This is a genomic window from Bartonella sp. MR63HLJHH (assembly GCF_042194155.1).
GTDB classification, from domain to species: Bacteria; Pseudomonadota; Alphaproteobacteria; order Rhizobiales; family Rhizobiaceae; genus Bartonella; species Bartonella grahamii.
In genome coordinates, this window is record NZ_JBHIMN010000013.1 from 14,271 (window position 1) to 38,484 (window position 24,214).

The following is a 24,214-nucleotide window of genomic DNA, read 5'->3' on the forward strand; positions in this document are numbered from 1 at the left end:
AACACACGGGCTCTTAGGAAAACAACGCCGTAAAGTCACAAACTGACCTACAATGGATTGGAAAGATGTGCCGGCTTTTTATAAGACACCCTGTAAAAAAACAACCATAATACATTTGGTTTTGCATTTACTCATTCTGACAGGTATTCTTACGTATTTTTGCGTCATATTTATAAAAAGCAGATTAAAGAGAAATATTTAGACAATGCTTGACTTAAGAATATGCAACAACAGAGTTTCGCGGGGCTTTATCATCAGATAACACTAAATTTGATTTTATTCTTTCTGCAACCGGTCGTAGTCACCTTAGTGAGAGTCGTATGTCACAACACATGCAACAGACTGGACCCTATCCCCCGTAGGTTTCACTCTCGTTTACGTGAATTAGCTGGCTAGACCGATGCGCCTAGTCACTAAAACCATGTCATACGGTAGAAGGCAAAGGAGAGCATGCCTATTGCCCACAAAACACAGTTTTTTGTCGACTTTTCCGATTTTTCTCATGTTATAAAAAACTATGCAAAATTCTAGAAAATAGACAAATAACTCCATAATAACATGATCAATAAGTAAAAAACCCACACAAAATGTGTGGGCTTTTTTGTTTATGTAAATAAACAAAGTAAATACATATTTGTTATTTAATAGGTATTTCCCAATGGCGGACACGAACAAATGAGCATTCTGTCTCCCGCAACATTATCAATACGCGATACAGGAGGCCAATATTTACTGGCTGGATCAAGAGAACTGTTGGGAAAAGCAGCTTCTTGTCGCGAATAGGGTCGTTCCCAAGCATCATCTAAAGCATCTGCCACTGTATGAGGGGCATTAACCAACGGATTATTGTCTTTTGGCCAAATCCCACGACCAACTTTCTTCGCTTCTTCAGCAATAGAGAGTAAAGCATCACAGAAACGATCAATTTCTGCTTTTGGTTCTGATTCCGTTGGCTCAATCATCAAAGTTCCCGGAACAGGGAACGACATCGTGGGCGCATGGAATCCATAATCAATGAGACGTTTTGCAATATCATCAACACTCACCCCATACTGCTCTTTCAACACACGTGTATCCACAATACATTCATGAGCAACACGTCCATGCTTGCCCCGATAAAGAATGGAATAAGCGGGTGAAAGACGTGCAGCAATATAATTGGCATTTAAAATGGCTATTTGTGTTGCATATTTTAAGCCATCAGCCCCCATCATTCGAATATACATCCATGTAATCGCAAGAATAGACGCACTTCCATAAGGAGCTGCCGAAACCGCATGTGTTGTCCCATCCTGTTCATGCCCTGGTAAGAATGGTTTGAGATGCGCTGCAACTCCAATTGGTCCCATACCAGGACCACCACCTCCGTGGGGAATGGCAAATGTTTTATGAAGATTCATATGACAAACATCAGCGCCAATATCTGCAGGACGAGCAAGCCCCACAAGCGCATTGAGATTAGCACCATCGAAATAAACTTGTCCGCCATTTTCATGAATAATAGAACAAATTTCCTTAATGCTTTCCTCATAAACACCATGTGTTGAAGGATAAGTAATCATGAGAGCAGCCAATTTATCCTTATGCAATTGCGCTTTCATTTTGAGATCGTCTACATCAACATCACCATCGCTTAAACATTTTACCACAACGACTTCCATACCTGCCATATGTGCCGAAGCTGGATTGGTACCATGCGCAGATGCAGGAATAAGACAAACTGTACGTTGATGTTCTCGCCGTGATTGGTAATATCGTCGGATAGCCAAAAGCCCCGCATATTCACCTTGAGCACCAGAATTTGGCTGAAAAGAAACTTGCGCAAATCCTGTAATTTCACACAACCATGCATTTAACTGATTAATCATCTCTAAATAACCCGCTGCATCCTCTTGTGAAACAAAGGGGTGTATATTGGCCATACTAGCCCAACTTACAGGCATCAATTCAGCCGCCGCATTAAGCTTCATTGTACAAGAGCCAAGAGGAATCATAGCACGATCCAGCGCCAAATCCTTATCTGCCAAACGACGCAAAAAGCGCATCATATCTGTCTCTGAATGAACCGCATGAAAAAAAGGCTGAGAAAGAAAAGCAGCATTCCGCTTTTTGCCAAAGAGTCGTGGAGAAACCTGATCGCCTAATTGTGCCCCAAAAAGCTGCGCTAAAGCACAAGCATCTTCTTCTGTCGATAATTCATCAAAATTGATTGCAATGGTGTCATCATCGAGAACACGAATAAGGCGTCCACTCATTTTGGCTTGATGTGCAATCTCTTTCGCTTTTCCCTTCACAACAATGCTTACACAATCAAAAAAAGATTCTCCTTCACAAAAAACACCTGCAGCCTCTAAACCAGCAACAAAACGACATGTTAAATGATGAATTCGCTGCGCAATTTCTTGTAAACCTTTCGGCCCATGCCAAACAGCATAAGCGGTTGCCATATTAGCCAACAAAGCCTGTGCTGTACAAATATTTGACGTCGCTTTATCGCGCCGAATATGTTGTTCACGTGTTTGCAAAGCTAAACGAAAACCAACACGCCCTCTCGTATCCACGGATTGACCAACAATACGCCCTGGAATAAGACGCGTTAACGCATCACTCACTGCAAGGTAACCAGCATGTGGACCACCAAAGCCCATTGGAACGCCATAACGCTGCATAGAGCCAACAACGATATCTGCCCCCCATTGAGCAGGTGGCTCCATAAGGGTAAGCGCTAAAGGATCAGCCACAACGATAACTAAAGCTCCTTTTTCCTTTGCCTCTTTTATGATCTCACTGTAATCATGAAAAGCACCTTTTGTATCTGGCCAAGACAAAACAACTGCCGCTGTATTAGAACAAATTTTCCTCTCTGGGCTGATACAAATACCTTGTGTTTCAGCACGCGTTTGCGCAACACTTAAAGTCTGAGGATGTAAAAGACTCTGAAGAGAAATCTTCGTCTTTTTCTCACGGGAAAAGCGAAAAGCGAGGGCATTGGCTTCAGCTAAAGCTGTTGCTTCATCAAGAAGGGAAGCAGCAGCAACAGGCAAACCTGTGAGTTCACTCACCAATGTCTGAAAATAAAATAAAAGTTCTAAACGACCCTGACTAATTTCTGCTTGATAAGGCGTATAAGCAGTATACCAAGCAGGATTTTCAAACAGATTTCGTAAAATAACTGGGGGCACATGAGTTCCATGATATCCTTGCCCAATAAAACTTTTGTGCACACAATTACGCTCCATCATCTTGGAGAGTTCTTCCAAGGCTTGTCCTTCACTAGCAGCCTTTGGTAAATTAAGTGAACGTCCCAAATGGATAGAATGTGGAACAGCTTGAGAAATGAGTGTATCAACACAATCAAGCTCTAAAACATCAAGCATTTTTTGTGTTTCATCAGGACGCAGCCCAATATGTCGAGAAGAAAAAGAACGCTCGATCATGATACTCATCCAATCAAAGCCTTATAAGCATCTTTATCCAACAACCCTTCCAGTTGTGTCTCATCCTGCAATGTCATTTTCCATAACCAGCCTTCTGTTTCGGCTTTCTGATTTACCAATTCAGGATTATCAGCCAATGCTTCATTTATTTCGACCACTTCACCATCAAGAGGAGCATAAACATCTGAAGCGGCTTTCACCGATTCCACAACAGCAGCTGCCTCTCCTTTGGAAAGTTTTGTCCCACTTTGTGGTAAATCAACAAAAACCAAATCTCCTAATTGCTCTTGCGCATAATGCGTAACCCCAACAGTCACCACTTTTCCTTCAACGCTAAGCCATTCATGGTCTTGTGTAAAATAAGTTTTAGACATAAAAAATCATCCTTTAAAATAACGTTGTTCAACAAAGGGAAGTGAATGAACTGATAATACAATCTTTTTGCCTCGCAGTTCTGTAAAGACTTGTGTCCCTTCAACTTTACAATCAACAGAAACATAACCCATCGCGACAGGACCATCAAAAGAAGGACCAAAACCACCTGATGTTACAACTCCAATCTCATTACCTTGATCATCAAGAAGCACCGCACCAGCACGAATAGGTTGGCGCGTTTGCGGTTTTAATCCAACACGACAACGAGCAGGTCCTTTTTGCAGCGCTTCAAGAAAAGCCTTCGCGCCATAAAATTGTGCTTTTTCTCGAACACTTTTAGGAACAGCCCATGTTAGAGCCGCATCAATAGGTGTCGTATCAGGGGTAATGTCATTTCCATGCAAACACAGCCCTGCTTCCAACCGCAAGCTATCGCGTGCTGCAAGTCCAATCCACTCAACACGAGAATCACTCAGCAATTTTTCAGCCAACATATGCGCATGCCCTATAGGCAAAGCAATTTCAAAACCATCCTCTCCCGTATACCCAGAACGCGTTATAAACCAATCCTGTTGTGGTTCGAATCCTTGCATAAAGAACAATTCATTCCCTGGCAAATCGGCATCAGCAAGAACAGCGGCCGCTTCAGGACCTTGAAGAGCAAGCAATACCCTTTCAAGAGCAATCACTTGACATTCAAAATCAACCGCACGCTTTTCCAATTCTACAAAATCAGCCTGTGCATTCCCAGCATTGGCGACCAACATAAAACGGTCCTCTTCCAAACGGGTAATGATAAGATCATCAAGAATACCAGCCTGCTCATTAAGCAAGTAATTATACCGTGAGTGCCCAATCTTTAAAGCTGCTGCATCAATGGGAAAAGCATAGGACAAAAATTCCACGGCTTGTACCCCTTCAACGGCAATCAATTTCATATGAGAAATATCAAAAAGTCCCGCATGTGCACGCGTATGAAGATGCTCTTTCAAAACGCCAAGAGGATACGTTAAAGGCATGTTCCACCCCGCAAAAGCACCAAATTTTGCTCCTGCTTTTTCATGCATATCATATAAAGGAAGTGTTTTTAAAAAAGATGTTTCTTGTGCTGTGCCCATAATAACTCCAAAGCTGCGCTAACGCCCACAGAATATGACCGTCTCTGCACCCCTCTGTCATCAACCTGAGAGACTCGCGAAAAGATTTTTCGCTTACACCTTCGGCGCGGGCTCTCCCGACTTTCCAGATCTGCCTTCTTCCTTTTACGGTCCTTAAAGCCTGAGAGATTATGGGCTATTTCCCCTTCGGCGGCAATGCGAAAATTCGCAATCTGCACTCTCCCGCAAAAGAATGAAAGAAACGATAACGCTCTTTCCAGCATGCCCTAACCTATAACCTATCTTTATCACACTGTCATTAGTAAAGTGATGAAAATGTTCTCATTTTAAAACTTGCGTAAGCTGCTTCAAAAGATTTATAATAGTATCCTTTTGAACCTTACAAAAATTGCAAGGAACACATTTTAGGAAATTTAAGACAAAATCAAAAGCTATAAACAAAAATACCTCTTGAAAATCATGCAAAACGTCACACACTAAAAAGATCGCAAAGCAATATTCTTTCTCGCGCAGTTCAACCTTAAAGATAGGGTTTCATATTCTTTTTTTAGAATAAGGACTTCAAGTATTTTATAAGTATGATTTTAATGTACAAGAAGTAGGTTTTCTGCTTTCTCAATAGTGTCATAAATTGCGACTATTTACAGACTAAAACTACCGAACAAAGGTGACAAAATACTCATGAAAGCTGGTAATATCTCTTACAATTGCGAAAATGATCTTCCAAAGCAAATTGCCCTTTTTCCTTTAGAAGGTGCACTCTTACTACCCGGCGGTTTTTTATCACTCAACATTTTTGAACCAGAATCACTTGAAATGATTGAAAACGTTATGGTAACTGATCGTCTATTGGGCATTATTCAACCACTTTCATCGAACACAGACCGCTTCTCTACACAACTTTATAAAACAGGCTGTATAGGGCGCATTACAAACTACAGTGAAACAGGAAATGGACAACTGTTCATAATCTTACAAGGTGTTTGCCGCTTCACCTTAGAACAAGAATTGACAAACACAAAATCCTATCGAACAGCTCTCATCCAATCAAACATAAAAGACTTGCAAGAATTTGATGTTGAAGAAAGCATTAACCGAGAGAGCTTACTCGACGTTGTAGAAAAATATCTAACCATACATGAAATGGAATATAATTGGAGCAGTATCATAGAAGCCCCTACACCTATATTGGTTAATGCTTTTTCAGCTCTTATCCCCTTTACACCAGCAGAAAAACAAGCTCTCCTTGAAGCTCCAGATATCGAAAGCCGTGCCCAAACTCTTCTTGCATTAACAGAACGCTCACTCATGAAACAAACAGGTACAGATTACCGTTTAAACTAATGAACGTCCAAACATGAAAAAAATGACCACAGATCCCAAAATGCTCGAATTGCTCGTCTGTCCGATAACGAGAGGCACACTCTCTTACAACCGAAAAAAACAAGAGCTCATTTCTCTCAACGCCAAACTTGCCTATCCTATTCGTGATGGTGTTCCCATTATGCTTGCCTCAGAAGCACGCCCTTTGCAAAACAATGAAAACGTAGCGTATAAAAAATAAGAAAATTTCGTTCATTTTTTCTGGAGAAAGCTGTTATCAATCACTGCTCTATGAAACGCTCTCTTTTGCTCATGCAATCTTTTTAATATTGGTATTTTAAACGCTAATCCATTACACGCCAGCACCAGCATTCTCTTTACCAACTCCCCTCTTTACCAACTTCCAATGTTATACTTACTCTAAAAAGTCTTTTGTTTCTGAATGCGAAAAGAAACTTCCGTTTCTATACACAATAAATGGATAAAAGTCATATAGTTACAATTTTAAATATTCCCAATAATGATCACCAAGAAATTGTCCTAAATTTCATCAAAATAAAGGGATGCATTGCAACAGTTGCATGTAAACTTTGCAAAAAACAACCAAACCAACTGCTGTCACTCTGGTTGACGATTTAAAGAAATTATCCTATGAATGAACTTGTGTTTTTGATCGTATACGCAGCGATCAATAGGGCCTGGAAGCCCTAAAACCGAGTATAAAATAAACCCGCTTTTTGCGGATATCCCGGAATTTCCGGGGGCTCTTGTTATGTCCAAGTGCTCTCAGCACTAAAAGCAAGAGGCTGGCTCGGTTTCAGCACTTCCAGACCCCGGAATACTAATGCGAGGGCGCTCGCAACCGGAGGGGGAGCAAAGTGCGAGCCAAAAATTTACATTTTTATGACATTTCTTTAGGCAAAAAAATTCGCTTTAGAAGAAACCTCATGGGTTTTTCTCAAAAACAATTAGGGAGTCATTTGGGCGTAACATTTCAACAAATTCAAAAGTATGAGAAAGGTTTAAATCGCGTAAGTGCAAGACGTTTACAAGAAATTGCTCATATATTAGATGTTCCCGTTTCCTTCTTTTATGCTGATAACACAAAAAAAGAAGATCCCCTCTATCATTGTGATGACAGAGTAGAAAGCAAAGCAGAATATTTACTTTTGCAAAGTTTCAGAATGCTGACCCGCAAAAAACAAAGGGCTATTTTGCAGTTGATTTCTGGTGAAAAAAATGACCCCTTATTTTCATAAATTCACTGAAAGAACAATCAACATCCTTAATAACATTGAAAAGAATTTTGACTGTCTCCCCACACCTCATGAGAACGAAATTTCTTAAATCTAATCTGGTCTGTAAATAGTCCGAATTCTAACGAGTTTAACTGAGCTATAGCGCTTTGATTCATAATGATATATCTAACGTTATGTATATTGAATGAGTGTCTCGAATATCATAAAATTCTTTCATTTCAAACTTGTTCTATATTGAATCAATCAAAATCACTTATTTGCACATTACAAGCAGAGTTAGCGTGTGAGTAAAAATGTACAAAAAAGGCATACCTCTTAATTGAATCGTCTCACATACCAAGAACTGTAGCCACATTGAGTGCTGAAAAAATGTATGATGGTGCTAACTTACTCTTTTTTTTAAACATTAAACATGGAGGTGTTCAACGGCTTTCCACTCATATAATCCACTTGAAACAAAAAGCTCGCCAAACAAGCCTAAGAATATTCCCACACACTTAAATATATCAAGAAAGCTTAAAGATCACCATACTTCAAATGACGATATTTTATAGCATAACAGGATTAAAGTAAAAATAAGACACGAAAAAACTATATGTATAACTTTCATAAGAATTTATTTATATAATGGATACTTAAGTTTATCCTGTTGTACCATAAATTCTATCATTTAAGGTATGAGAATATGAAGCATGCATACCTCCTTGAAACATTCAAATGTTTTTTAGGCGCCAAATGTCTTTTTAAATATTTTTAGACTTGCTTGTTGAGCCTTAAGTTCACGTGAAAAATGGGAAGTCGCTAAAAGCAACCGCTAGAATCTGGCTGTTTACAGACTGTAATAGGAAGCTTCGCTTTTAAAGGCATAGGGAGAAGATCAAATACTTCAACACTTAACAGATAAGGTATTAAAAGATTCCCCCAACGCAATACGTAATAGCATCCTTAAAAAATTCAAAAGTGTGAAGGTAAACAATTGACAGAAGATATGGAATTCACTTAATTAAAGTGCTCTCTAAAAGAGATAACAGTTTAGCGTACAATATTCAATTTTTCAATTCTGAAAGATTAAAAAGACGTATCATTTGAAATAAAACAACTTATTGTGCTGCTGATGGTGATTGATGTGTACAAAATTGAGTTGTTGAAAATCAAAAATATAATTTAATGATGTTCCTTGACCAACTCACTCTCTCCTGAGTATAGCACGGGGAATAAACGTGGAGAGACATGAGGAGTATATAGAAAATGAGTTTTAAAGTTGCAATTGTCGGCGCAACCGGAAATGTTGGTCGTGAAATGCTTACAATTTTAGAGGAACGTGGTTTTCCTGCGCATGAAATTGTCCCTCTAGCATCACGACGCTCATTAGGACAAGAAGTTTCTTATGGAGATAAAACTTTAAAAGTAAAAGCACTGGATACTTACGATTTTTCTGACACAGATTTTTGTCTGATGTCTGCGGGAGGAAGCATTTCCAAAGAATATGCTCCTAAAATCGCTGCCGCTGGCTGTGTCGTCATCGATAATTCCTCCACGTGGCGCTATGATTCCAATGTTCCGTTGATCGTCCCTGAAGTCAATGCCGAAGCTATAAATGCCTTTTCTAAGCGTAATATTATAGCAAATCCTAATTGTTCAACAATTCAACTGGTCTTAGCTTTAAAACCTCTCCATGATGCTGCAATCATTAAACGTGTTGTTGTCTCTACATATCAGTCGGTTTCTGGAGCTGGTAAAGAAGGAATGGACGAACTTTTCGAACAATCACGTGCTGTTTTTGTTGCTGACCCAATTACATCAAAAAAATTCACTAAACGCATTGCCTTTAATGTCATTCCTCATATCGATGTTTTCATGGAAGATGGTTATACAAAAGAAGAATGGAAAATGACTGCTGAGACGAAGAAAATTCTCGATCCGAAGATTAAATTAACAGCCACTGCTGTTCGTGTCCCTGTCTTTATCGGTCATGCCGAAGCTGTCCATGTTGAATTTGAAAAACCACTAAGCGTATCTGAAGCACAAGCGCTTCTCCGCGATGCTCCCGGTTGTCAGCTTATCGATAAACACGAAGATGGTGGCTATACCACACCTTATGAATGTACCGGAGAAGATGACACCTTTATTAGCCGTATTCGTGAAGATATTACCGTTGAAAATGGTTTAGCTTTCTGGGTTGTCGCCGATAATTTAAGAAAAGGAGCAGCATTGAACGCAGTTCAAATTGCTGAATTACTCATTTCTCGTAATTTGATAAAGCCTAAGTCCGTAAATTAACGCCCTGTCCGAAAGGATGAAGAGCCCTAGCCGGTCTGTCAAAAGTCCGGCTTCTCTTCAGTAGGATCTTCCCCTGCTGGAGATTCATATCACCAGCCTAAAGGACTATAATTCGGGATATTGACAAATTTTACTCTGAATATCCATAAATACCTCGCCACCTTAATTAATCATCGCCGCCCTAATGCCATTTTACGGTACAATAGGATCGGCAGCATAAGCATTTTTTGCTTCATGCTGCTGATCCTTTTTGTCATTCCGGTTGTGAAATTAACTTTACCCTTATCGAGCAGGATAAGTCACAACACGGTAACGTGTTTCATTACGTTCAAAATTTTTGTAATTGACATTATCAGGAAAGAAGGGGTTATAAGCATTTACGTGCTTTACAGAAACTCCTTGTGCTTTGGGCGAAGGATTTAAAATTGTCCGTTCATCTCTTTTTTTGACACCTGTAGAATCGATAATCATATCTGTTCTGTAGAGTTTTTGTATGTTTTTCCGTGTTTTTTGAATCGCCGGAAGAGCTTTAAAACCAGAAACAACCTGTTTTACTTTTTCTTTTTTTACTTTTGGCGATTTTCTCATAGCATTTGGCTTTACTGGCATCTTTGTAAAAGCAACGGTAGGAACATTGTTGACATTGACATAACGTGCAGATGCCCAACCAACCTTTCCGTGATAACCAAGAGAACACCAAGTTTTATTGGATAGACAGCCATAAATTTGCACTTTTGCTCCCATTGGAACCATTGAGATCACTTTGTAAGCTGTCGCAGGACCTGTGCGTAAAGATACCTGACCTGAAGCAACACGAGCAACTGTTCCTGCAATGGTTCCAGCTTCCGCGTGAGAAGCAGTCACAGCCACCCCCGACGCTCCCAAAGCCCATAAAATCATTGTTGTTGATAAAAATTTCTTTCTTAACATTATTTTTCTTCCTCTCTCAAAACATGTGAAGGGCAAAATTTCGCCTTTGCAAAAATTTGCCGCGTTTAAATCCAATGATCCGCAACTTTTATTTCCCGCCCAAAAGACCCCACAACATTGTAACAAAATCTCTCTTTATTCCCCCTCTACACGAACACGGACTTTTGATCTTGATTGCGCAGTATGCTCCTCATAAATTTACAGCTAAAGCATCATTTGATTATCTGGTCCTTCAACCAATCGTCCCTTAAAGAAGTTTTTAAAGTGTTATTGGTTCCCTCAACAAATGATTGCAATAAAAGAATTGATTGCCTAAATTACAGAGAATTTCAGAGAATGAATGATGATAAGCCCCCAAAATACTAAAAATAGGAGGAAAAATAATACTCTTTTAAAAATAAAAGTGATTGAATATTCTCTAAAGCTTGTATAACTTTAAATCTTCCTAAAAAATACAGAGTATAAAAATACAGAGTATATTGAAACTTCCCTCAAAAAATCTCTTGGAAAAGAAAGTTAAAAGCACATGACATTAAAATTTTTTTCTCGTAGTCGGATTATAGGATTATTCCTCTCTCTCTTTGCACTTTTTTTATCTACGGTTTTTGTCATGGCTACAGACAAATCAAAAATCAAACTTGGTATTATGGAAGGGCGGGATGCGATTATTTGGAAAACTGCTGCTGAACAGGCTAAAAAGGCCGGTTTAGATATTGAACTCGTTTATTTTTCTGATTACGCTTTGCCTAATGACGCTGTTAACGCAGGAGAGATCGATGCGAATGCTTTTCAGCACGCTCCTTATCTTAATGAACAAATGAAACAACGTGGCTATAAACTTTCAATTGTCGGCTATACATTTATTGCTCCAATCGGTGTTTATTCGCACAAAATCAAAGACTTAAAAGATCTACGTGATGGTGCACATGTTGGTATTCCAAACGACCCATCTAATGGTGGAAGAGCCTTACTTCTTCTCAATTCTTTAGGTCTCATTAAGTTAAAAGACCCCCATAATATTCTTGCATCTCCACTTGATATTATCGAAAATCCTAAAAACCTGCAAATTCGTGAGCTCGATGCTGGTATGTTAGGGCGAGCTATTGACGATTTTGATCTTGCAATTATAAACACAAACTGGGCTATTGTTTCCGGATTAAACTTCGAAAAAGATGTCGTCGCATGGGAGAGCGCAAAAAATAATCCTTATGATAATATCATCGTTGTACGCACGAGCGAAAAAGATGAGCCATGGGTTAAAAAATTAGTTGCCGCTTACAACAACGATCTTATCCGTGCAAAAATCAAAGAGATTTTTGGCAAAACCGCCCAAACTTCTTGGTAATTGTGCCAAATATCCGAGTAATTGTGAATGGAAAAATCTACCCTTATCTCCTTAAAAAACATCAGCCGTTGTTTTAACAAAACGGCTGGTGTTCCGGTAATTAATAATCTCTCTTTAAATATCCATGCTGGTGAAATCCTTGGGATTATTGGGCGCAGTGGAGCAGGAAAATCAACACTTATCCGCTGTTTAAATGGGTTAGAGAAGATTGATGCAGGGTCCATTTTTTTTGAAGATGTTGATATTTCAAATCTATCAGAGATAGAGTGGGCGCCTTACCGTCAACGAATTGGGATGATTTTTCAACATTTCAATCTTCTCTCATCGCAAAATATTCTTGATAACATTGCATTGCCGCTTAAATTAAGTGGTGTAAGTAAAAAACAACGCCACAAACGTGCCCTTGAACTGATTGAATTGGTTGGGTTATATGGAAAAGAATATTGCTATCCGGCACAATTGTCAGGGGGGCAAAAACAACGCGTTGGCATTGCTCGTGCGCTCGCTGCTAATCCTAAAATATTGTTATCAGATGAAGCCACCTCTGCTCTTGACCCTGAAACAACACAATCTATTCTAGAGCTCCTTGCTGATATTAATAAACACCTCAATCTCACGATTGTGCTCATCACCCATGAAATGGAAGTTGTGCGCACCATAGCGCATCGCGTTGTTGTTCTTAATCAGGGGAACATCGTAGAAGAAGGACGTGTGAAAGACATCTTTACATCACCGCAAGACGATACAACCATAGCCATGCTCAAGCTTGTCACCCCGCAACTTCCTGAAAAATTTGCGAAAAATCTCAAACCAATCGGGCGAGAAGCTGTCATTGAAATCAATATTGCCGGTGAAATTGCCCAGCAGCCTTTTCTTCATCTTCTAGAAAATGAGAGTGGTTTAAAAGCACGTATTTTGCATGGTGGCATTGATACAGTTCAAGATGAAACCATCGGGCGACTCTTCTTGGCTCTTCCTGGAGAAGATAAAGAAGCTTTAGAAAAAGCTGTTCAATGGTTAACGAAAAAAGGACGATATTGTGAGGTCTTAGGCTATGTTTAATGTTCTGTCTCATGAACTTCCCCAAGCTGTTATTGATACAATATTGATGACACTTAGTGCTTCTTTTATGGCATTTATTATAGGACTTCCCCTTGGTCTTCTTCTTCACACAACAGCACGCGGGGGGATTTTTTCCTCATCTCTCATCAATCGCCCTTTAAGCATGATCATTGACAGTATTCGTGCCATTCCCTTTATTATTCTTGCATTTTATCTTCTTCCCGTTACGCGTATCGTTGTAGGAAGAGGGATAGGAATGCCTGCTGTAATTTTTATACTGACCATTTCAGCTATTCCTTTTTATGCACGCATGGCGGAACTCTCTTTTAAAACCGTTGAAAACGGTCTCATTGAAGCGATCCGCTCTATGGGTGCAAGCCGTCTTCAAATTATCAGACATGTTCTTATTCCTGAAGCTCTCCCTAGCCTGATTACAGGTTTTACAGTCATGGTCATTTCTCTCATAGGAGCCACCTCACTTGCTGGATATCTTGGTGGAGGCGGTTTAGGGGATATGGCAATCCGCTATGGCTATCAACGCTATAATACCTTCATCATGACCATTGTCATCATTCTTTTGATCATGCTCAATATTATAACCCAATGGACTTCTGATAAAATCGTACAAAAACTTGATAAAACAAAACATTAAAAGACTTAGAATTTCACATACCAGTATCATCATCCTCTTTGCCACTTTCCAAGTGCAACAACCCTTGGTTGTCGAAAACGTTCATAAGAGATTAGGAACTTTTTTCTTAAACAGTTTTTATCTCTCCCCATCCGTTTGTAACATGAAAGAAAATAGTTTTAACTGATTGAATATAAAAGGAAATGAAATGAGAGATCTTACAATATTTGAAACTCTCTCTTAACATAAAAATGATAAATTATCATGTCAAATTAAGACATTGGTCACGACCTTTCCCAACCTTAGACAACATATTGAATAAGAACTCTGAATACCGTAAGATCCTCTCATTCCCAATTTGTTCCATATCGAATTAATCAAAATCTCTCGCTTGCATGTTACAAGCAGGAAGAGCCGTGTGAGTAAAAACTATACAAGCAAGGAAGGCGTGCCTCTTATGAATTATCTCAAGCACCAAGATCTGTCTTAACATTGGGTGCTAGCATATAAGGTGCTAGCATATAATATGATAGTACCGGTTTTCTTCTTCACAGGCATAAAGATATGGGGGTGCTCAATGGCTTTACCGTTATACTATTCACAGGCGCCATTGCGAAATGGGTGTGACGAGCGTTGAGAGATGTTTCTTTAAAATAAGCCCGTGAATTAGCAACGCAAGTATATTCCATTTGAAACATTCTGTTTATGTGAGGGCTATGATCCCATTAAAGAATGCTATAAACAAAAGCGTGAGGCAATGCACTATCTTCACCAAGAAACTCCTCTTCAAAAAGATCTAGGAAAGATAGCAATCTGCTATAGCTATCAACGCTATGATAGCTCCAGCATATCTATCACCCTATAGATTATTCTCAATATTATCATTGAAGAAACTTCTAATAGAATTGTACAAAAATTCTATAAAATAAAGTACTCAAACTAAGCTAGATATTGGAAGATTTTTCCCCCATCACTGCCACAATAAGCCATTGAGCCGTAAGAGCTGGTTTTTTTAACTGTTCAATTTCTACCGTAACCCCATAATGGAAAACCACTCGACCAGAAGGGCGAATTTCTGCATCATCTAACACAAAACGCGCACGTACCCGTACCCCTGTTTTCACAGGACTCATGAAGCGTACTTTATCGAAACCATAATTAATCCCCATTGTGCTCCCCTCCAACTCTGGAAGTGCCTCATAAGCGAGCGTAGACAAAAGCGATAATGTTAAAAACCCATGAGCAATTGTGCCTCCAAAAGGTGTCTTTTTAGCCTTTTCCTCATCAACGTGTATCCATTGATGATCATCTGTAGCGCATGCAAACTGATTAATCATATCCTGTGTAACAAGACGCCACCCCGATAATCCCACTTCTTTCCCAATAAAACTGGTGACATCTTGTACTGCTATTTTTTGCTGCATAACGCTATTCCTATTTTATTTGATAAAAACAACCACCCCTCTTGCTTTTATAAAATCCATTGATTAGAGCATCAAGAATAAAAGATTAATTGTCTTAAAAGCAAATGCACCTTATGAATGAGAAAAGTTCTTTAGCAGAATAGTTTTCAAATGGGAAAAAAGAATGGCAAGCAATGTGAACCTAACAGGTTTAGCGCATGATTTGAAACAACGTGCAGAAAAGCATCCCCCCATCCGTATTGGACTGATTGGTTGTGGTGAAATGGGCACAGATTTATTATCAAGTATTGCGCATATGGATGGTATAACAGTCGCTGCAGTAGCCACTAGGACGCCGTCACGTATTTTTGATGCCGCTACAATGGCCTATGGCGAGGATGGACATGTCTGTGAAGTTGAAAATACTTATGCTCTCACGCAAAGCATTGAAAAAAATTTGATTGCAGCAACAGATGATATTAACCTTGTTTTACGTCATGAACAAATTGATATTATCGTTGATGCAACAGGCTATCCCGAAGCAGGAGCAGAAATTGGTATCAAAGCGCTTGAGAATAACAAACATCTTGTCATGATGAATGTTGAAGCAGATGTTACAATTGGCGCTTATCTCAAACATGAAGCAGAAAAACGAGGGCTCATTTATACACTTGGTGCCGGAGATGAACCAACTTCTTGTATGGAACTCATAGAATTTGTTTCAGCCCTTGGACATAAGATTGTTGCAGCAGGTAAAGGAAAAAATAATCCTCTGCGCTTTGATGCTACACCTGATGCTTACGAAGAAGAAGCATTCCGGCGTAATATGAATGTGCGCATGTTGGTTGAATTTATTGATGGTTCCAAAACGATGGTTGAAATGGCAGCAATTGCCAATGCCACTGGACTTCTCCCCGATTGCCCAGGAATGCATGGACCACAAGCGGCGCTGCAAGATCTAAACAAAGTGCTTATCCCAAAACAAGATGGAGGCATTTTGCAGCGATATGGTATTGTAGATTATTCAACAGGCCAAGGTGTTTCCCCAGGTGTCTTTGTCATTGCAGAAATAGCGCACCCACGTTTACGCGAACGTATGGAAGATTTAAAAATTGGTCAGGGGCCTTATTTCACCTTTCACCGTCCCTATCATTTAACAGCAATGGAAGTTCCCCTCACCTGCGCACGCGCTATGCTTTATGGCAAAAAAGATATGGTTCCTCTTAGCCATCCCGTAGTAGAAGTCTGTGCTGTTGCTAAAAAAGATTTACATCCAGGTGATCAGCTAGACTTTATCGGTCTTTATACTTATCGCGCTTGGATAATGAACATCGCAGAAGCACGCGCTCACCACGCCATTCCTTGTGGTCTTTTAGAAAAAGCAACAGTAACAGCTGCAATTAAAAAAAACGAACTCATTACAATACATAATACTGCTATTCGTGAAGATCAATGGATTGCGCGTCTTCGTGCTAAACAAGACCTTTTACTTCATGTCCCTTCTTCCGCTAAGCTATAAACACTCCTTAATTACCTTACTTAACAGCATCTTTCCCTGACACGACAGAACAACCCAGAATACACTTGTATCGCAAATAAAAGTATTTATCTTTTAATAAAGGCATTTTCAACGATGCATATCACCACTTCCTTCTCACAATATGGCGCGTAAATGCTACAATATAAACCACCCCATGAGATGGCATAAGATTCATTGTGTATCACTATCTTTACTCTATAAAGATACAAACCGGCATCATCATTTTATTTGTCAATATTACGACAGCCCTTGAGCCTTTGAGATGATTCATGAGAAGAATTTTTACTCTTTTTTTGATAATCTTATCCATACACGAACGCAACTTGTTCTATGTAAAAAATACTTTTGATGGATTTAACATAAACAAATTTGAAATAATAATTTATCATTTTTCTTATTGCATAAGAGCCATGAATAAGGGATATTTTTTATTTTATCCTCTTATAAAAGATAAAAAATTTTAAAAAGGATAAAATATGCCTTTAATGAATAATCTTCATATGAGAGAAGGTAAACAATATTAAAAGGCTGATAAAGATAGTAAGTATACTAGCCTTATTACTAGGAAATAACCATAAACTGTAAAAAATGAGGTTACATTATTTTGTAAAAAAACATAAATGTAGGACATTGAACTTTAATAATGTTAATAAAAGCTACATTTGGTATTAATAATAGTGATTTTTCCATCCAATACAGTATAAATAAGTTCAAATATTTATTTTTTCAAAATCATGAAATGAACAAAAAAATCATCGACTTTGTCGATGAGCTTTCTACTAAAGTGTAGTGAATATTCCCCAAAGAGATACAACAGCACCTAATACATCCCCAATACATAAAGAAGCAAGAAGTGATATAATACCTATTCCCCCCCAAAAAGCTGCACCTGAAAAGGCAGCAGTTTTTTCAGCTTTCCCCAAAGCAATAGCATTTTGTTCCTCAACGCCTTGAATAACAGCTCTATCCACAGCTTTAATAACTACTTTTTTTTCTAGTGTAGAAATAGTAACTGCCACTCTCTCTTGAAATTGATTTTTTACAAAACTTGCATTTCCCTCTATAGTTTGTACAAAAAAAAGAATAAATAGTGTAAAAGTAAATGAACATACACGATTTTTAAATATTTTAAACATAGCTTTCTTTGCTCCTCTTTTCTTCACTGAAAAAATGAAAGAATATTCACATATATAAAAACCAAAACTTATATTTAATTATTTATATAATTACACATAATAAAATATTATCTGTAATTATATTACAGATATAACACATTGTGTATTGCATGTAAAGACACAAAAACAACAAATGATAAAAATAATTTAAAATGTAATTAAATTTTAAAGAACTATAACATTTAAAACTGTCAATCTAATGATAATTCTTCTCTATTATTTCAATAAATATAAAAATGAAATATTACTTAATGAATTTTTATTATATCGCTCATCAATAAACTTGAAAATAAAATTGATAGCGAATAAAAAGCTCGATCTAAAACAAATCTATCCTAATAAATAAACCTTAAAATAGTGTATTATTTTTCTATAAAACAGTTATAAAATGTAAAAATAAATCAAGATCTCTATTTTCAAATAGAAAAGACGTTAATAAAATGATTCTCAACTTTTACTGATATATAAAGAAAAATAGCGCATAGCATCTTCAAAAAGGTAATTCAGCACCTTTATCTCATACAGCATAAAGAACTTAAATATTGACTTTAAAACCCAATAAAACAAACGCATAAAATAAGTAAATCTATCAGATTTACAAAAACATTATAAGCAACACTAGAGCACCAACAAACTACCTAAAATTAAATAAAAAGAGAGTCATGAAAAATGAGATGATCCCCCAAAATACTGAAAAGCAATTTTCTTTCTTAATTCTCATAAAAGTTATTCCATATTTTTCGTCAATATTGTAGAGCGCAGCCCTATTTATCTTTTGAGTAATTATATTTACTCTGTATTAGTAAAAAATAATTCTCTTTGAAATAAATTTTTGGCAATATTCACATAACTGTCTGCAATTTGTGCAAAATAAATAATAATAATAAATAATTAATCAAATGCTTGAAAGAAAAGTGGTAGAGAAACTGACTAAAAATTGCATTTTTGAGATACCAACTTAAGTAAGCGCATTGAAAAAATAACGCCATGAAAACTGATATTGAATGATAAATTTAGCAATCGATCATTTTAATAGCAGGATACTAATCTATAATAATAATTTCTTGTTTTGCATGTTGAATGAGAGGGCTGATTATTATAAGACTCTCTTAATTTTAACTCTGTTTATATTGAATCAATCAAAATTCTTCGCTTTCAAATCACAAAAGAAAACGATGTGTGTGTAAACACACTTGAAAAAAGGAAAATTTCACTTATGAGATATTTTAACTATCAAGCGCTGTTAACACAATATTGAAAACTGGCAAAGTGAATGGTGGTGTCGCTTTTTACTTTAAAAAAGTAAATATAGTGAAGTACAATATATTTTATATTATGAGGATTTACCGTTATACCCTTCACGAACAGCGTCGCAAAATAGGCTTGAATACCTTAGGAAAGGTTTCTTTAAAACAAGCATATCAATGTGCAACACAATGGCGTTCTGTTTATCATGTATCCAACGGTGTTTCTTCTTGAATCATCTTATAAACTCATCGAGCTCTCTGAGACTGCAAGTTTATCTTACGTGAATCCTTCCCTTTATATTCATTTTTTCTCATGAGCACTAAAGTCTATTAAGACACTATCCAAAGTAAAATCAATCAATAAACATTTCTATTCTTTTGTAATATACAGATACTTGAATTAAGAATTTAGAACTTCTGATTGCAACCAAAGTCTGTACTATTGCAACAATAGAAATAGTTTGGTTATCCTCGCTCCATAGTAAAAAGAAGAATATGCAACTTACAGAAAAAATTGTGTTTTCAATAAACAATGAAAAATTATTTTTCATTACATGATGTTAAGTATTTAATCTGTATGAATATTTACTTATTAAAAATGAGAATCTGCATCAGAAAGTCTTACCAAAGATAGCTATCTTTAGAAAGTTCGCCTCATATTACAAAAAAATTGAGTGGGCTTTGCTCAATAAAATCTTCACTATTTTTAACAAAACTCTCATTTTTATAGCATCCATATGTGATGTAAAAAAACGCCTATTTGCGTTTCTCTTATAGATAGATTAAATAGTGACAGCACTTTTGATCATTTTTTCTGTGTTAACTTCTCTTTTGGGCAATAATTTATGATATCTAACACGCCTTTTCTCGCTCTTTTACCTTTGGGCGCACACGAATATCACGGAGAGCACCTTCCCTTCGAAACCGACTGGATCATTGCTGAAGCTTTTGCAAAAGCCCTCACTTTACAAACAAAAGAGCAATTTCATATCGCACTTTTACCGGTTGAAAAGATTGGCTATTCTATAGAACATATGGATGTTACAGGCACACAAACCCTCACCTTTTTCGAGGCTATTGAGCGATGGATAAAGATTGGTGAAAACTGCTATCGCAAAGGAATAAAGCGTTTTCTTCTTCTCAATGCCCACGGAGGCAATTCGCCTTTAATGAGCATTGTTATCACCGAATTACGGAGGCGTTTTTCAATGCTTGCGGTAGCAACAAGTTGGAGTCGTTTTGGCCTACCACAAGGTTTAATGGCACCGTCTCAACAGCATCTTGATATCCATGGAGGATTTATAGAAACCTCTTTAATGCTCTATTTAGCACCCGAAAAAGTGCATATGGAGAAAGCAGAAAATTTTCATAATAAGCAAGCTGATATGATTGCCAACTATCAGTATTTACGCGCTTATGGTCCTCATGCCTTTGGATGGACAATGCGTGACCTTAACAAACAAGGAGCAGCAGGCAATGCAAGTGAAGCAACACCGCAAGCCGGTGAAGCAATTTTCTCTCATGTTCTTTGTGGGCTTCATGGTTTACTTGATGATATCAATCGATTTAAAATAAACACATTTCAATAAAAAGGCATGAACCATGGAAAAGACGCAAAACACTCCCACAAAACTTCCTGTTACGGTTCTCACAGGCTATCTTGGATCAGGAAAAACCACTCTTCTCAATCGCATTCTGAGTGAAAACCACGGCAAACGTTACGCAGTCATTGTCAATGAATTTGGTGAAATTGGCATCGATAATGATCTTATCGTTGAATCAGACGAAGAAATTTATGAAATGAATAATGGTTGTGTCTGTTGCACCGTGCGCGGCGATCTTATTCGCATTTTGGAAAGTCTAATGCAGCGCTCTCATCGATTTGATGCTATCATTATAGAAACAACAGGGCTTGCTGACCCAATCCCCGTTGCACAAACTTTTTTTATGGATGATACGGTCCATGAAAAAACCGCTCTCGACAGTGTCATCACAGTCGTTGATGCAAAGCATTTTTCACACCAACTTAAAAAAAGCCGAGAAGTTGAAGAGCAAATTGCTTTCTCTGATATTGTTCTCTTAAATAAAATTGATCTTGTCAGCGAAGAAGAACGTGCACACGCGCAATCGCTCATTCTTGCAATTAATCCCAGAGCCATAATTTACGCAACAGAGCGCGCTAACATCCCTCTTGATAAACTCCTCGATCGAGGTTCCTTTGACCTCCAACGCACTTTAGATAATGATCCCCATTTTCTTGACCATCAGCACGCAGACCATGTCTGTGGTCCCGATTGTAATCATGATCATGCACATCACCACAAATCCACCATTCATGATATTACAATAACCTCTGTAAGTTTAAAAACAGGTGCCCTTCAACCAGAAAAATTTTTCCCATGGATTCAACAGATCACGCAACAACAGGGTCCCGATATTTTGCGTTTAAAAGGCATTATCGCATTTCAAGGAGACGATGATCGTTATGTCATTCAAGGCATCCACATGATCCTTGAAGGACAGCACCAACGTCCATGGCGTGAAGATGAAAAACGTGAAAGCCGACTTGTTTTTATTGGCCGCACCCTTGATGCCGAAAAACTGAGAACGGGTTTTGAAAATTGTGCATAAGCGAGTAACAATGCCAAGCATTACCAATTACAATTTACAAAATTATTGTCTTTCCTCCGGTTTTATTGATAACAAACCAGCTTTTGTCTCGGTTGAAGGTTTTATTGTTTTTTTTAACCCAATCCCACAAACCATTGAAGTTCACCAAGGAATAATTTCTAGCCATTTTTCCCATGATAACACAGCTATCATTACAGGTGGAGAAGACGGAAAGGTCTGTCAAACAACAGCAGATGGTCATACAAAAGTACTGGGCAAACAGGAAGGCAAATGGATAAGCAATGTTGCATTTGGACCACGGAAAGTTTTTGCTTTTTCCTCCTCACGTATCACACTGGCAAATGTTGGCAAAGAACTGCAAGAGCTCACACATGAACGCAGTATAGAAGGTCTTGCTTTTGCTCCAAAGGGATTACGCCTTGCCGTTGCCCATTACAATGGTGTTACTCTTCATTGGTTATCAACGCAAACATCTCCCACCACATTGGTCTGGAAAGGAGCACACTTTGGTGTCACCTTCTCACCAGACAACCGCTATGTCATTTCTACCATGCAAGAAAACGCCCTCCATGGCTGGCGTCTCACTGATAATCAGCATCTCCGCATGAGTGGCTACCCAAGCAAAGTCAAAAGCTGGTCTTGGAGCGCGAAGGGAAAATGGTTAGCAACATCCGGTGCATCAGCAGCCATTGTCTGGCCCTTTCATACAAAAGATGGCCCCATGGGAAAAACACCATTAGAACTGGGCACACGAGCAAATGCACTTGTCAGCACCGTTGCATGCCATCCAAGCGAAGACATTGTAGCAATAGGCTTCAATGACGGAATGATTTTGTGTGCACATTTTCACGATGGAAAAGAGGTTCTTCTAAAAGGCTATGGAAAAAGCGCCATTTCAGCGCTCAACTGGGATCAGACAGGATACAACCTTGCCTTTGGTAGCGAAAATGGTGAGTGTGGTATTATCAACATCTCTGTTTAAGAAAACAACAACAACCATTACAGCTAAAATAGCCGCACAATCCTCCAGAAGCAATTGCGCATGAAACCCATCTTCCTCTCTAAAAAATAAACACACTTACGAGGCATTTTCAATCACAAACCAAAGAAATCATATATTGTGGACCTTTTTCATCAAGACAAAAGAACCATTTAGAAAAAATAAGAGAAGATTTTAATAAAGTAAAAGGCAGCATTTTCTACTGCCTTTTTTATAAAAAGACATATCATACTTTGTCAAAAAAGGTGGCGCAAACCAGCAGAGAAACTTGCTCCAGAAAACCCTGCTTTTGTCAGTCTATGCTGATAATTTATATCTCCATAAAGAGAAAGTTTTGAAGAAAGACGCGCATTAAACCCAAGACCTGCTTCCAAAGAAGAACCAAAAAAACCTAATTGGAAATCGTTTTTAAAAGAAACAAATCGCTTATCTTCAAAACTATGCAAATAAGAAAGCTTACTATAAAAAGAAACGACACGTCCCTCTTCAGAAACATTAAGTGTCTTGCTTAAACGCCCACCAACACGCCCCACCCATTGATGAAATTTTCCTAAATCAACCTCAATATTATCAACATCATGTGCCGGATTAAACTGAAGATGCTGATAAACAACCTGAATCTGCGGATCAAAAATAACACCTTTATACCCTGTTGCAAACATTCTGCCACTGGTTAAAGAACCGCTAAACTGTTTACCCTTTAACGCCACAACCTTGCCCCGTGCTAGTGTCAAAACATCTCCCTTAAAAAATCCATACGATAATACTCCATCGATATAAAAACCCGTATCATGCTGTAAACTTCCATAGGCTCCAACAGACCATTTATCAAATGCGCTTTTTTTGCTCTGTTCAACATTTAGAGGATGGAGAGAGAGTTTTCCATAAGTTCCCGTGACCCCAAAGAATGTACAACTCTCTGAACTCTCAATTTCTTTCAGCAAAACACCTGCTTCCAGTGCACTATAATCAAGTTCTGCTCCATAGCCATATTCAAAAGCAGAAAGATTTGAAGCATAGTGGTAGCTTCCACCATAACCACGGATAAAAAATGCTGGATTTTCATCACTTTTCAAAGAACCTCCAGAAAAGCTTCGTATTGCCTTCAATTTTTTATTTTGAGAGGCAAAATCCATCAAACCGGCATGGAATAAAGCATTTGGTAAAAGGAGATAAGTTGGCAACTGTGGGACAACCGCCCTAATTCCCATTTCGGGCTGAATATCAGGCTTAACAGGAACAGGCGGAGTGGGGACAGGATCTGTAGGTGTAGGATCACTTGGATCAGAGGGCTCAGACGGAGCAGGTGTTGGTGTAATAGGCACAGAGGAAGAAGATGAAGGATCTACAGGTGTAGGATCACTTGGATCAGAGGGCTCAGACAGAGCAGGTGTTGGTGTAATAGGCACAGAGGAAGAAGATGAAGGATCTGCAGGTGTAGGATCACTTGGATCAGAG

19 protein-coding genes and 1 riboswitch are annotated in these 24,214 nt (G+C 38.2%); of the genes, 12 read left to right on the top strand and 7 right to left on the bottom strand.

Annotated features, from left to right (window positions below; genetic code table 11):
* Positions 1–641: 641 nt before the first annotated feature.
* From gcvP to gcvT, 3 genes are read right to left on the bottom strand one after another with little or no spacing between them, the layout of a single operon-like run.
* Positions 642–3,437 (bottom strand): aminomethyl-transferring glycine dehydrogenase, encoded by a 2,796-nt coding sequence (gene gcvP / locus ACFIKQ_RS08060; protein WP_375653211.1) that lies wholly within the window; start codon positions 3,435–3,437, stop codon positions 642–644.
* A gap of 5 nt (positions 3,438–3,442) precedes the next feature.
* Complete coding sequence (gene gcvH, locus ACFIKQ_RS08065; protein ID WP_273723568.1) at positions 3,443–3,811, bottom strand: glycine cleavage system protein GcvH; 369 nt, start codon at positions 3,809–3,811, stop codon at positions 3,443–3,445.
* Positions 3,812–3,817: 6 nt separating this feature from the next.
* Positions 3,818–4,930: a glycine cleavage system aminomethyltransferase GcvT gene (gene gcvT, locus ACFIKQ_RS08070; RefSeq protein ID WP_375653203.1), complete on the bottom strand. Its 1,113-nt coding sequence runs from the start codon at positions 4,928–4,930 to the stop codon at positions 3,818–3,820.
* Between the two features lie 137 nt (positions 4,931–5,067).
* Positions 5,068–5,165: riboswitch (glycine riboswitch) on the bottom strand.
* A gap of 446 nt (positions 5,166–5,611) precedes the next feature.
* On the opposite strand from gcvT, the gene ACFIKQ_RS08075 reads away from it, so the two are divergent.
* From ACFIKQ_RS08075 to ACFIKQ_RS08090, 4 genes are all read left to right on the top strand, one after another.
* The gene (locus tag ACFIKQ_RS08075) at positions 5,612–6,274 is read left to right on the top strand and encodes an LON peptidase substrate-binding domain-containing protein (protein WP_375644963.1); all 663 of its coding nucleotides are present in this window, start codon (positions 5,612–5,614) and stop codon (positions 6,272–6,274) included.
* A gap of 13 nt (positions 6,275–6,287) precedes the next feature.
* On the top strand, positions 6,288–6,494 hold the full coding sequence (locus tag ACFIKQ_RS08080; RefSeq protein WP_375653202.1) for a Trm112 family protein: 207 nt from the start codon (positions 6,288–6,290) through the stop codon (positions 6,492–6,494).
* Positions 6,495–7,131: 637 nt separating this feature from the next.
* Entirely contained in the window at positions 7,132–7,512 is a 381-nt protein-coding gene (locus ACFIKQ_RS08085) for a helix-turn-helix domain-containing protein (protein ID WP_375653199.1), read from the top strand.
* A gap of 1,248 nt (positions 7,513–8,760) precedes the next feature.
* Entirely contained in the window at positions 8,761–9,792 is a 1,032-nt protein-coding gene (locus tag ACFIKQ_RS08090; protein WP_375644965.1) for an aspartate-semialdehyde dehydrogenase, read from the top strand.
* A 282-nt stretch (positions 9,793–10,074) separates the two neighbouring features.
* Here the strand turns inward: ACFIKQ_RS08090 and ACFIKQ_RS08095 are convergent, their stop codons facing one another.
* Positions 10,075–10,722 carry an SH3 domain-containing protein gene (locus tag ACFIKQ_RS08095; protein WP_375656231.1) on the bottom strand — a complete coding sequence of 216 codons (648 nt, stop codon included), beginning with the start codon at positions 10,720–10,722 and terminating at the stop codon, positions 10,075–10,077.
* A 526-nt stretch (positions 10,723–11,248) separates the two neighbouring features.
* Between ACFIKQ_RS08095 and ACFIKQ_RS08100 the strand changes: the two genes are divergently transcribed.
* Genes ACFIKQ_RS08100 through ACFIKQ_RS08110 form a run of 3 tightly spaced genes read left to right on the top strand, consistent with a single transcriptional unit; the run spans position 11,249 to position 13,781 of the window.
* Positions 11,249–12,067: a MetQ/NlpA family ABC transporter substrate-binding protein gene (locus ACFIKQ_RS08100; RefSeq protein WP_015856778.1), complete on the top strand. Its 819-nt coding sequence runs from the start codon at positions 11,249–11,251 to the stop codon at positions 12,065–12,067.
* Positions 12,068–12,094: 27 nt separating this feature from the next.
* Positions 12,095–13,129: a methionine ABC transporter ATP-binding protein gene (locus ACFIKQ_RS08105; protein ID WP_375656232.1), complete on the top strand. Its 1,035-nt coding sequence runs from the start codon at positions 12,095–12,097 to the stop codon at positions 13,127–13,129.
* Positions 13,122–13,781: a methionine ABC transporter permease gene (locus ACFIKQ_RS08110; protein WP_015856780.1), complete on the top strand. Its 660-nt coding sequence runs from the start codon at positions 13,122–13,124 to the stop codon at positions 13,779–13,781. The genes ACFIKQ_RS08105 and ACFIKQ_RS08110 overlap by 8 nt, the downstream gene beginning before the upstream one ends.
* A gap of 923 nt (positions 13,782–14,704) precedes the next feature.
* On the opposite strand, the gene ACFIKQ_RS08115 is transcribed toward ACFIKQ_RS08110, so the two are convergent.
* The gene (locus tag ACFIKQ_RS08115; RefSeq protein ID WP_375636453.1) at positions 14,705–15,184 is read right to left on the bottom strand and encodes a MaoC family dehydratase; all 480 of its coding nucleotides are present in this window, start codon (positions 15,182–15,184) and stop codon (positions 14,705–14,707) included.
* Positions 15,185–15,347: 163 nt separating this feature from the next.
* On the opposite strand from ACFIKQ_RS08115, the gene ACFIKQ_RS08120 reads away from it, so the two are divergent.
* Positions 15,348–16,682: an NAD(P)H-dependent oxidoreductase gene (locus ACFIKQ_RS08120; RefSeq protein WP_375636451.1), complete on the top strand. Its 1,335-nt coding sequence runs from the start codon at positions 15,348–15,350 to the stop codon at positions 16,680–16,682.
* Between the two features lie 800 nt (positions 16,683–17,482).
* Here the strand turns inward: ACFIKQ_RS08120 and ACFIKQ_RS08125 are convergent.
* Positions 17,483–17,839: a hypothetical protein gene (locus tag ACFIKQ_RS08125; RefSeq protein ID WP_375644967.1), complete on the bottom strand. Its 357-nt coding sequence runs from the start codon at positions 17,837–17,839 to the stop codon at positions 17,483–17,485.
* A gap of 1,350 nt (positions 17,840–19,189) precedes the next feature.
* Here ACFIKQ_RS08125 and ACFIKQ_RS08130 point away from each other — a divergent pair.
* The 4 genes from ACFIKQ_RS08130 to ACFIKQ_RS08145 all read left to right on the top strand — a co-directional run bounded on the left by ACFIKQ_RS08130 (position 19,190) and on the right by ACFIKQ_RS08145 (position 22,738).
* Positions 19,190–19,357, top strand: a complete 168-nt coding sequence (locus ACFIKQ_RS08130; RefSeq protein WP_375644968.1) for a hypothetical protein — start codon at positions 19,190–19,192, stop codon at positions 19,355–19,357.
* 613 nt (positions 19,358–19,970) lie between these two features.
* The gene (locus ACFIKQ_RS08135) at positions 19,971–20,714 is read left to right on the top strand and encodes a creatininase family protein (protein ID WP_375656233.1); all 744 of its coding nucleotides are present in this window, start codon (positions 19,971–19,973) and stop codon (positions 20,712–20,714) included.
* Positions 20,715–20,727: 13 nt separating this feature from the next.
* Positions 20,728–21,756: a CobW family GTP-binding protein gene (locus ACFIKQ_RS08140; protein ID WP_375653194.1), complete on the top strand. Its 1,029-nt coding sequence runs from the start codon at positions 20,728–20,730 to the stop codon at positions 21,754–21,756.
* Positions 21,757–21,766: 10 nt separating this feature from the next.
* Positions 21,767–22,738: a WD40 repeat domain-containing protein gene (locus ACFIKQ_RS08145; RefSeq protein WP_375656234.1), complete on the top strand. Its 972-nt coding sequence runs from the start codon at positions 21,767–21,769 to the stop codon at positions 22,736–22,738.
* A gap of 254 nt (positions 22,739–22,992) precedes the next feature.
* On the opposite strand, the gene ACFIKQ_RS08150 is transcribed toward ACFIKQ_RS08145, so the two are convergent.
* Positions 22,993–24,214: autotransporter outer membrane beta-barrel domain-containing protein (locus ACFIKQ_RS08150; protein ID WP_375656235.1), on the bottom strand; the 1,222-nt coding region annotated here is incomplete at its 5' end.

What these genes read in the sequence shown, in the direction of transcription:
- ACFIKQ_RS08075 (WP_375644963.1), top strand. Translation starts at nt 5,612, where the DNA reads ATGAAAGCTGGTAATATCTCTTACAATTGCGAAAATGATCTTCCAAAG.
- ACFIKQ_RS08090 (WP_375644965.1), top strand. Translation starts at nt 8,761, where the DNA reads ATGAGTTTTAAAGTTGCAATTGTCGGCGCAACCGGAAATGTTGGTCGT.
- ACFIKQ_RS08135 (WP_375656233.1), top strand. Translation starts at nt 19,971, where the DNA reads ATGATATCTAACACGCCTTTTCTCGCTCTTTTACCTTTGGGCGCACAC.
- ACFIKQ_RS08115 (WP_375636453.1), bottom strand. Translation starts at nt 15,184, where the DNA reads ATGCAGCAAAAAATAGCAGTACAAGATGTCACCAGTTTTATTGGGAAA.
- ACFIKQ_RS08140 (WP_375653194.1), top strand. Translation starts at nt 20,728, where the DNA reads ATGGAAAAGACGCAAAACACTCCCACAAAACTTCCTGTTACGGTTCTC.
- ACFIKQ_RS08095 (WP_375656231.1), bottom strand. Translation starts at nt 10,722, where the DNA reads ATGTTAAGAAAGAAATTTTTATCAACAACAATGATTTTATGGGCTTTG.
- ACFIKQ_RS08125 (WP_375644967.1), bottom strand. Translation starts at nt 17,839, where the DNA reads ATGTTTAAAATATTTAAAAATCGTGTATGTTCATTTACTTTTACACTA.
- ACFIKQ_RS08105 (WP_375656232.1), top strand. Translation starts at nt 12,095, where the DNA reads ATGGAAAAATCTACCCTTATCTCCTTAAAAAACATCAGCCGTTGTTTT.
- ACFIKQ_RS08080 (WP_375653202.1), top strand. Translation starts at nt 6,288, where the DNA reads ATGAAAAAAATGACCACAGATCCCAAAATGCTCGAATTGCTCGTCTGT.
- gcvT (WP_375653203.1), bottom strand. Translation starts at nt 4,930, where the DNA reads ATGGGCACAGCACAAGAAACATCTTTTTTAAAAACACTTCCTTTATAT.
- ACFIKQ_RS08120 (WP_375636451.1), top strand. Translation starts at nt 15,348, where the DNA reads ATGGCAAGCAATGTGAACCTAACAGGTTTAGCGCATGATTTGAAACAA.
- gcvP (WP_375653211.1), bottom strand. Translation starts at nt 3,437, where the DNA reads ATGATCGAGCGTTCTTTTTCTTCTCGACATATTGGGCTGCGTCCTGAT.
- ACFIKQ_RS08110 (WP_015856780.1), top strand. Translation starts at nt 13,122, where the DNA reads ATGTTTAATGTTCTGTCTCATGAACTTCCCCAAGCTGTTATTGATACA.
- gcvH (WP_273723568.1), bottom strand. Translation starts at nt 3,811, where the DNA reads ATGTCTAAAACTTATTTTACACAAGACCATGAATGGCTTAGCGTTGAA.
- ACFIKQ_RS08145 (WP_375656234.1), top strand. Translation starts at nt 21,767, where the DNA reads ATGCCAAGCATTACCAATTACAATTTACAAAATTATTGTCTTTCCTCC.
- ACFIKQ_RS08100 (WP_015856778.1), top strand. Translation starts at nt 11,249, where the DNA reads ATGACATTAAAATTTTTTTCTCGTAGTCGGATTATAGGATTATTCCTC.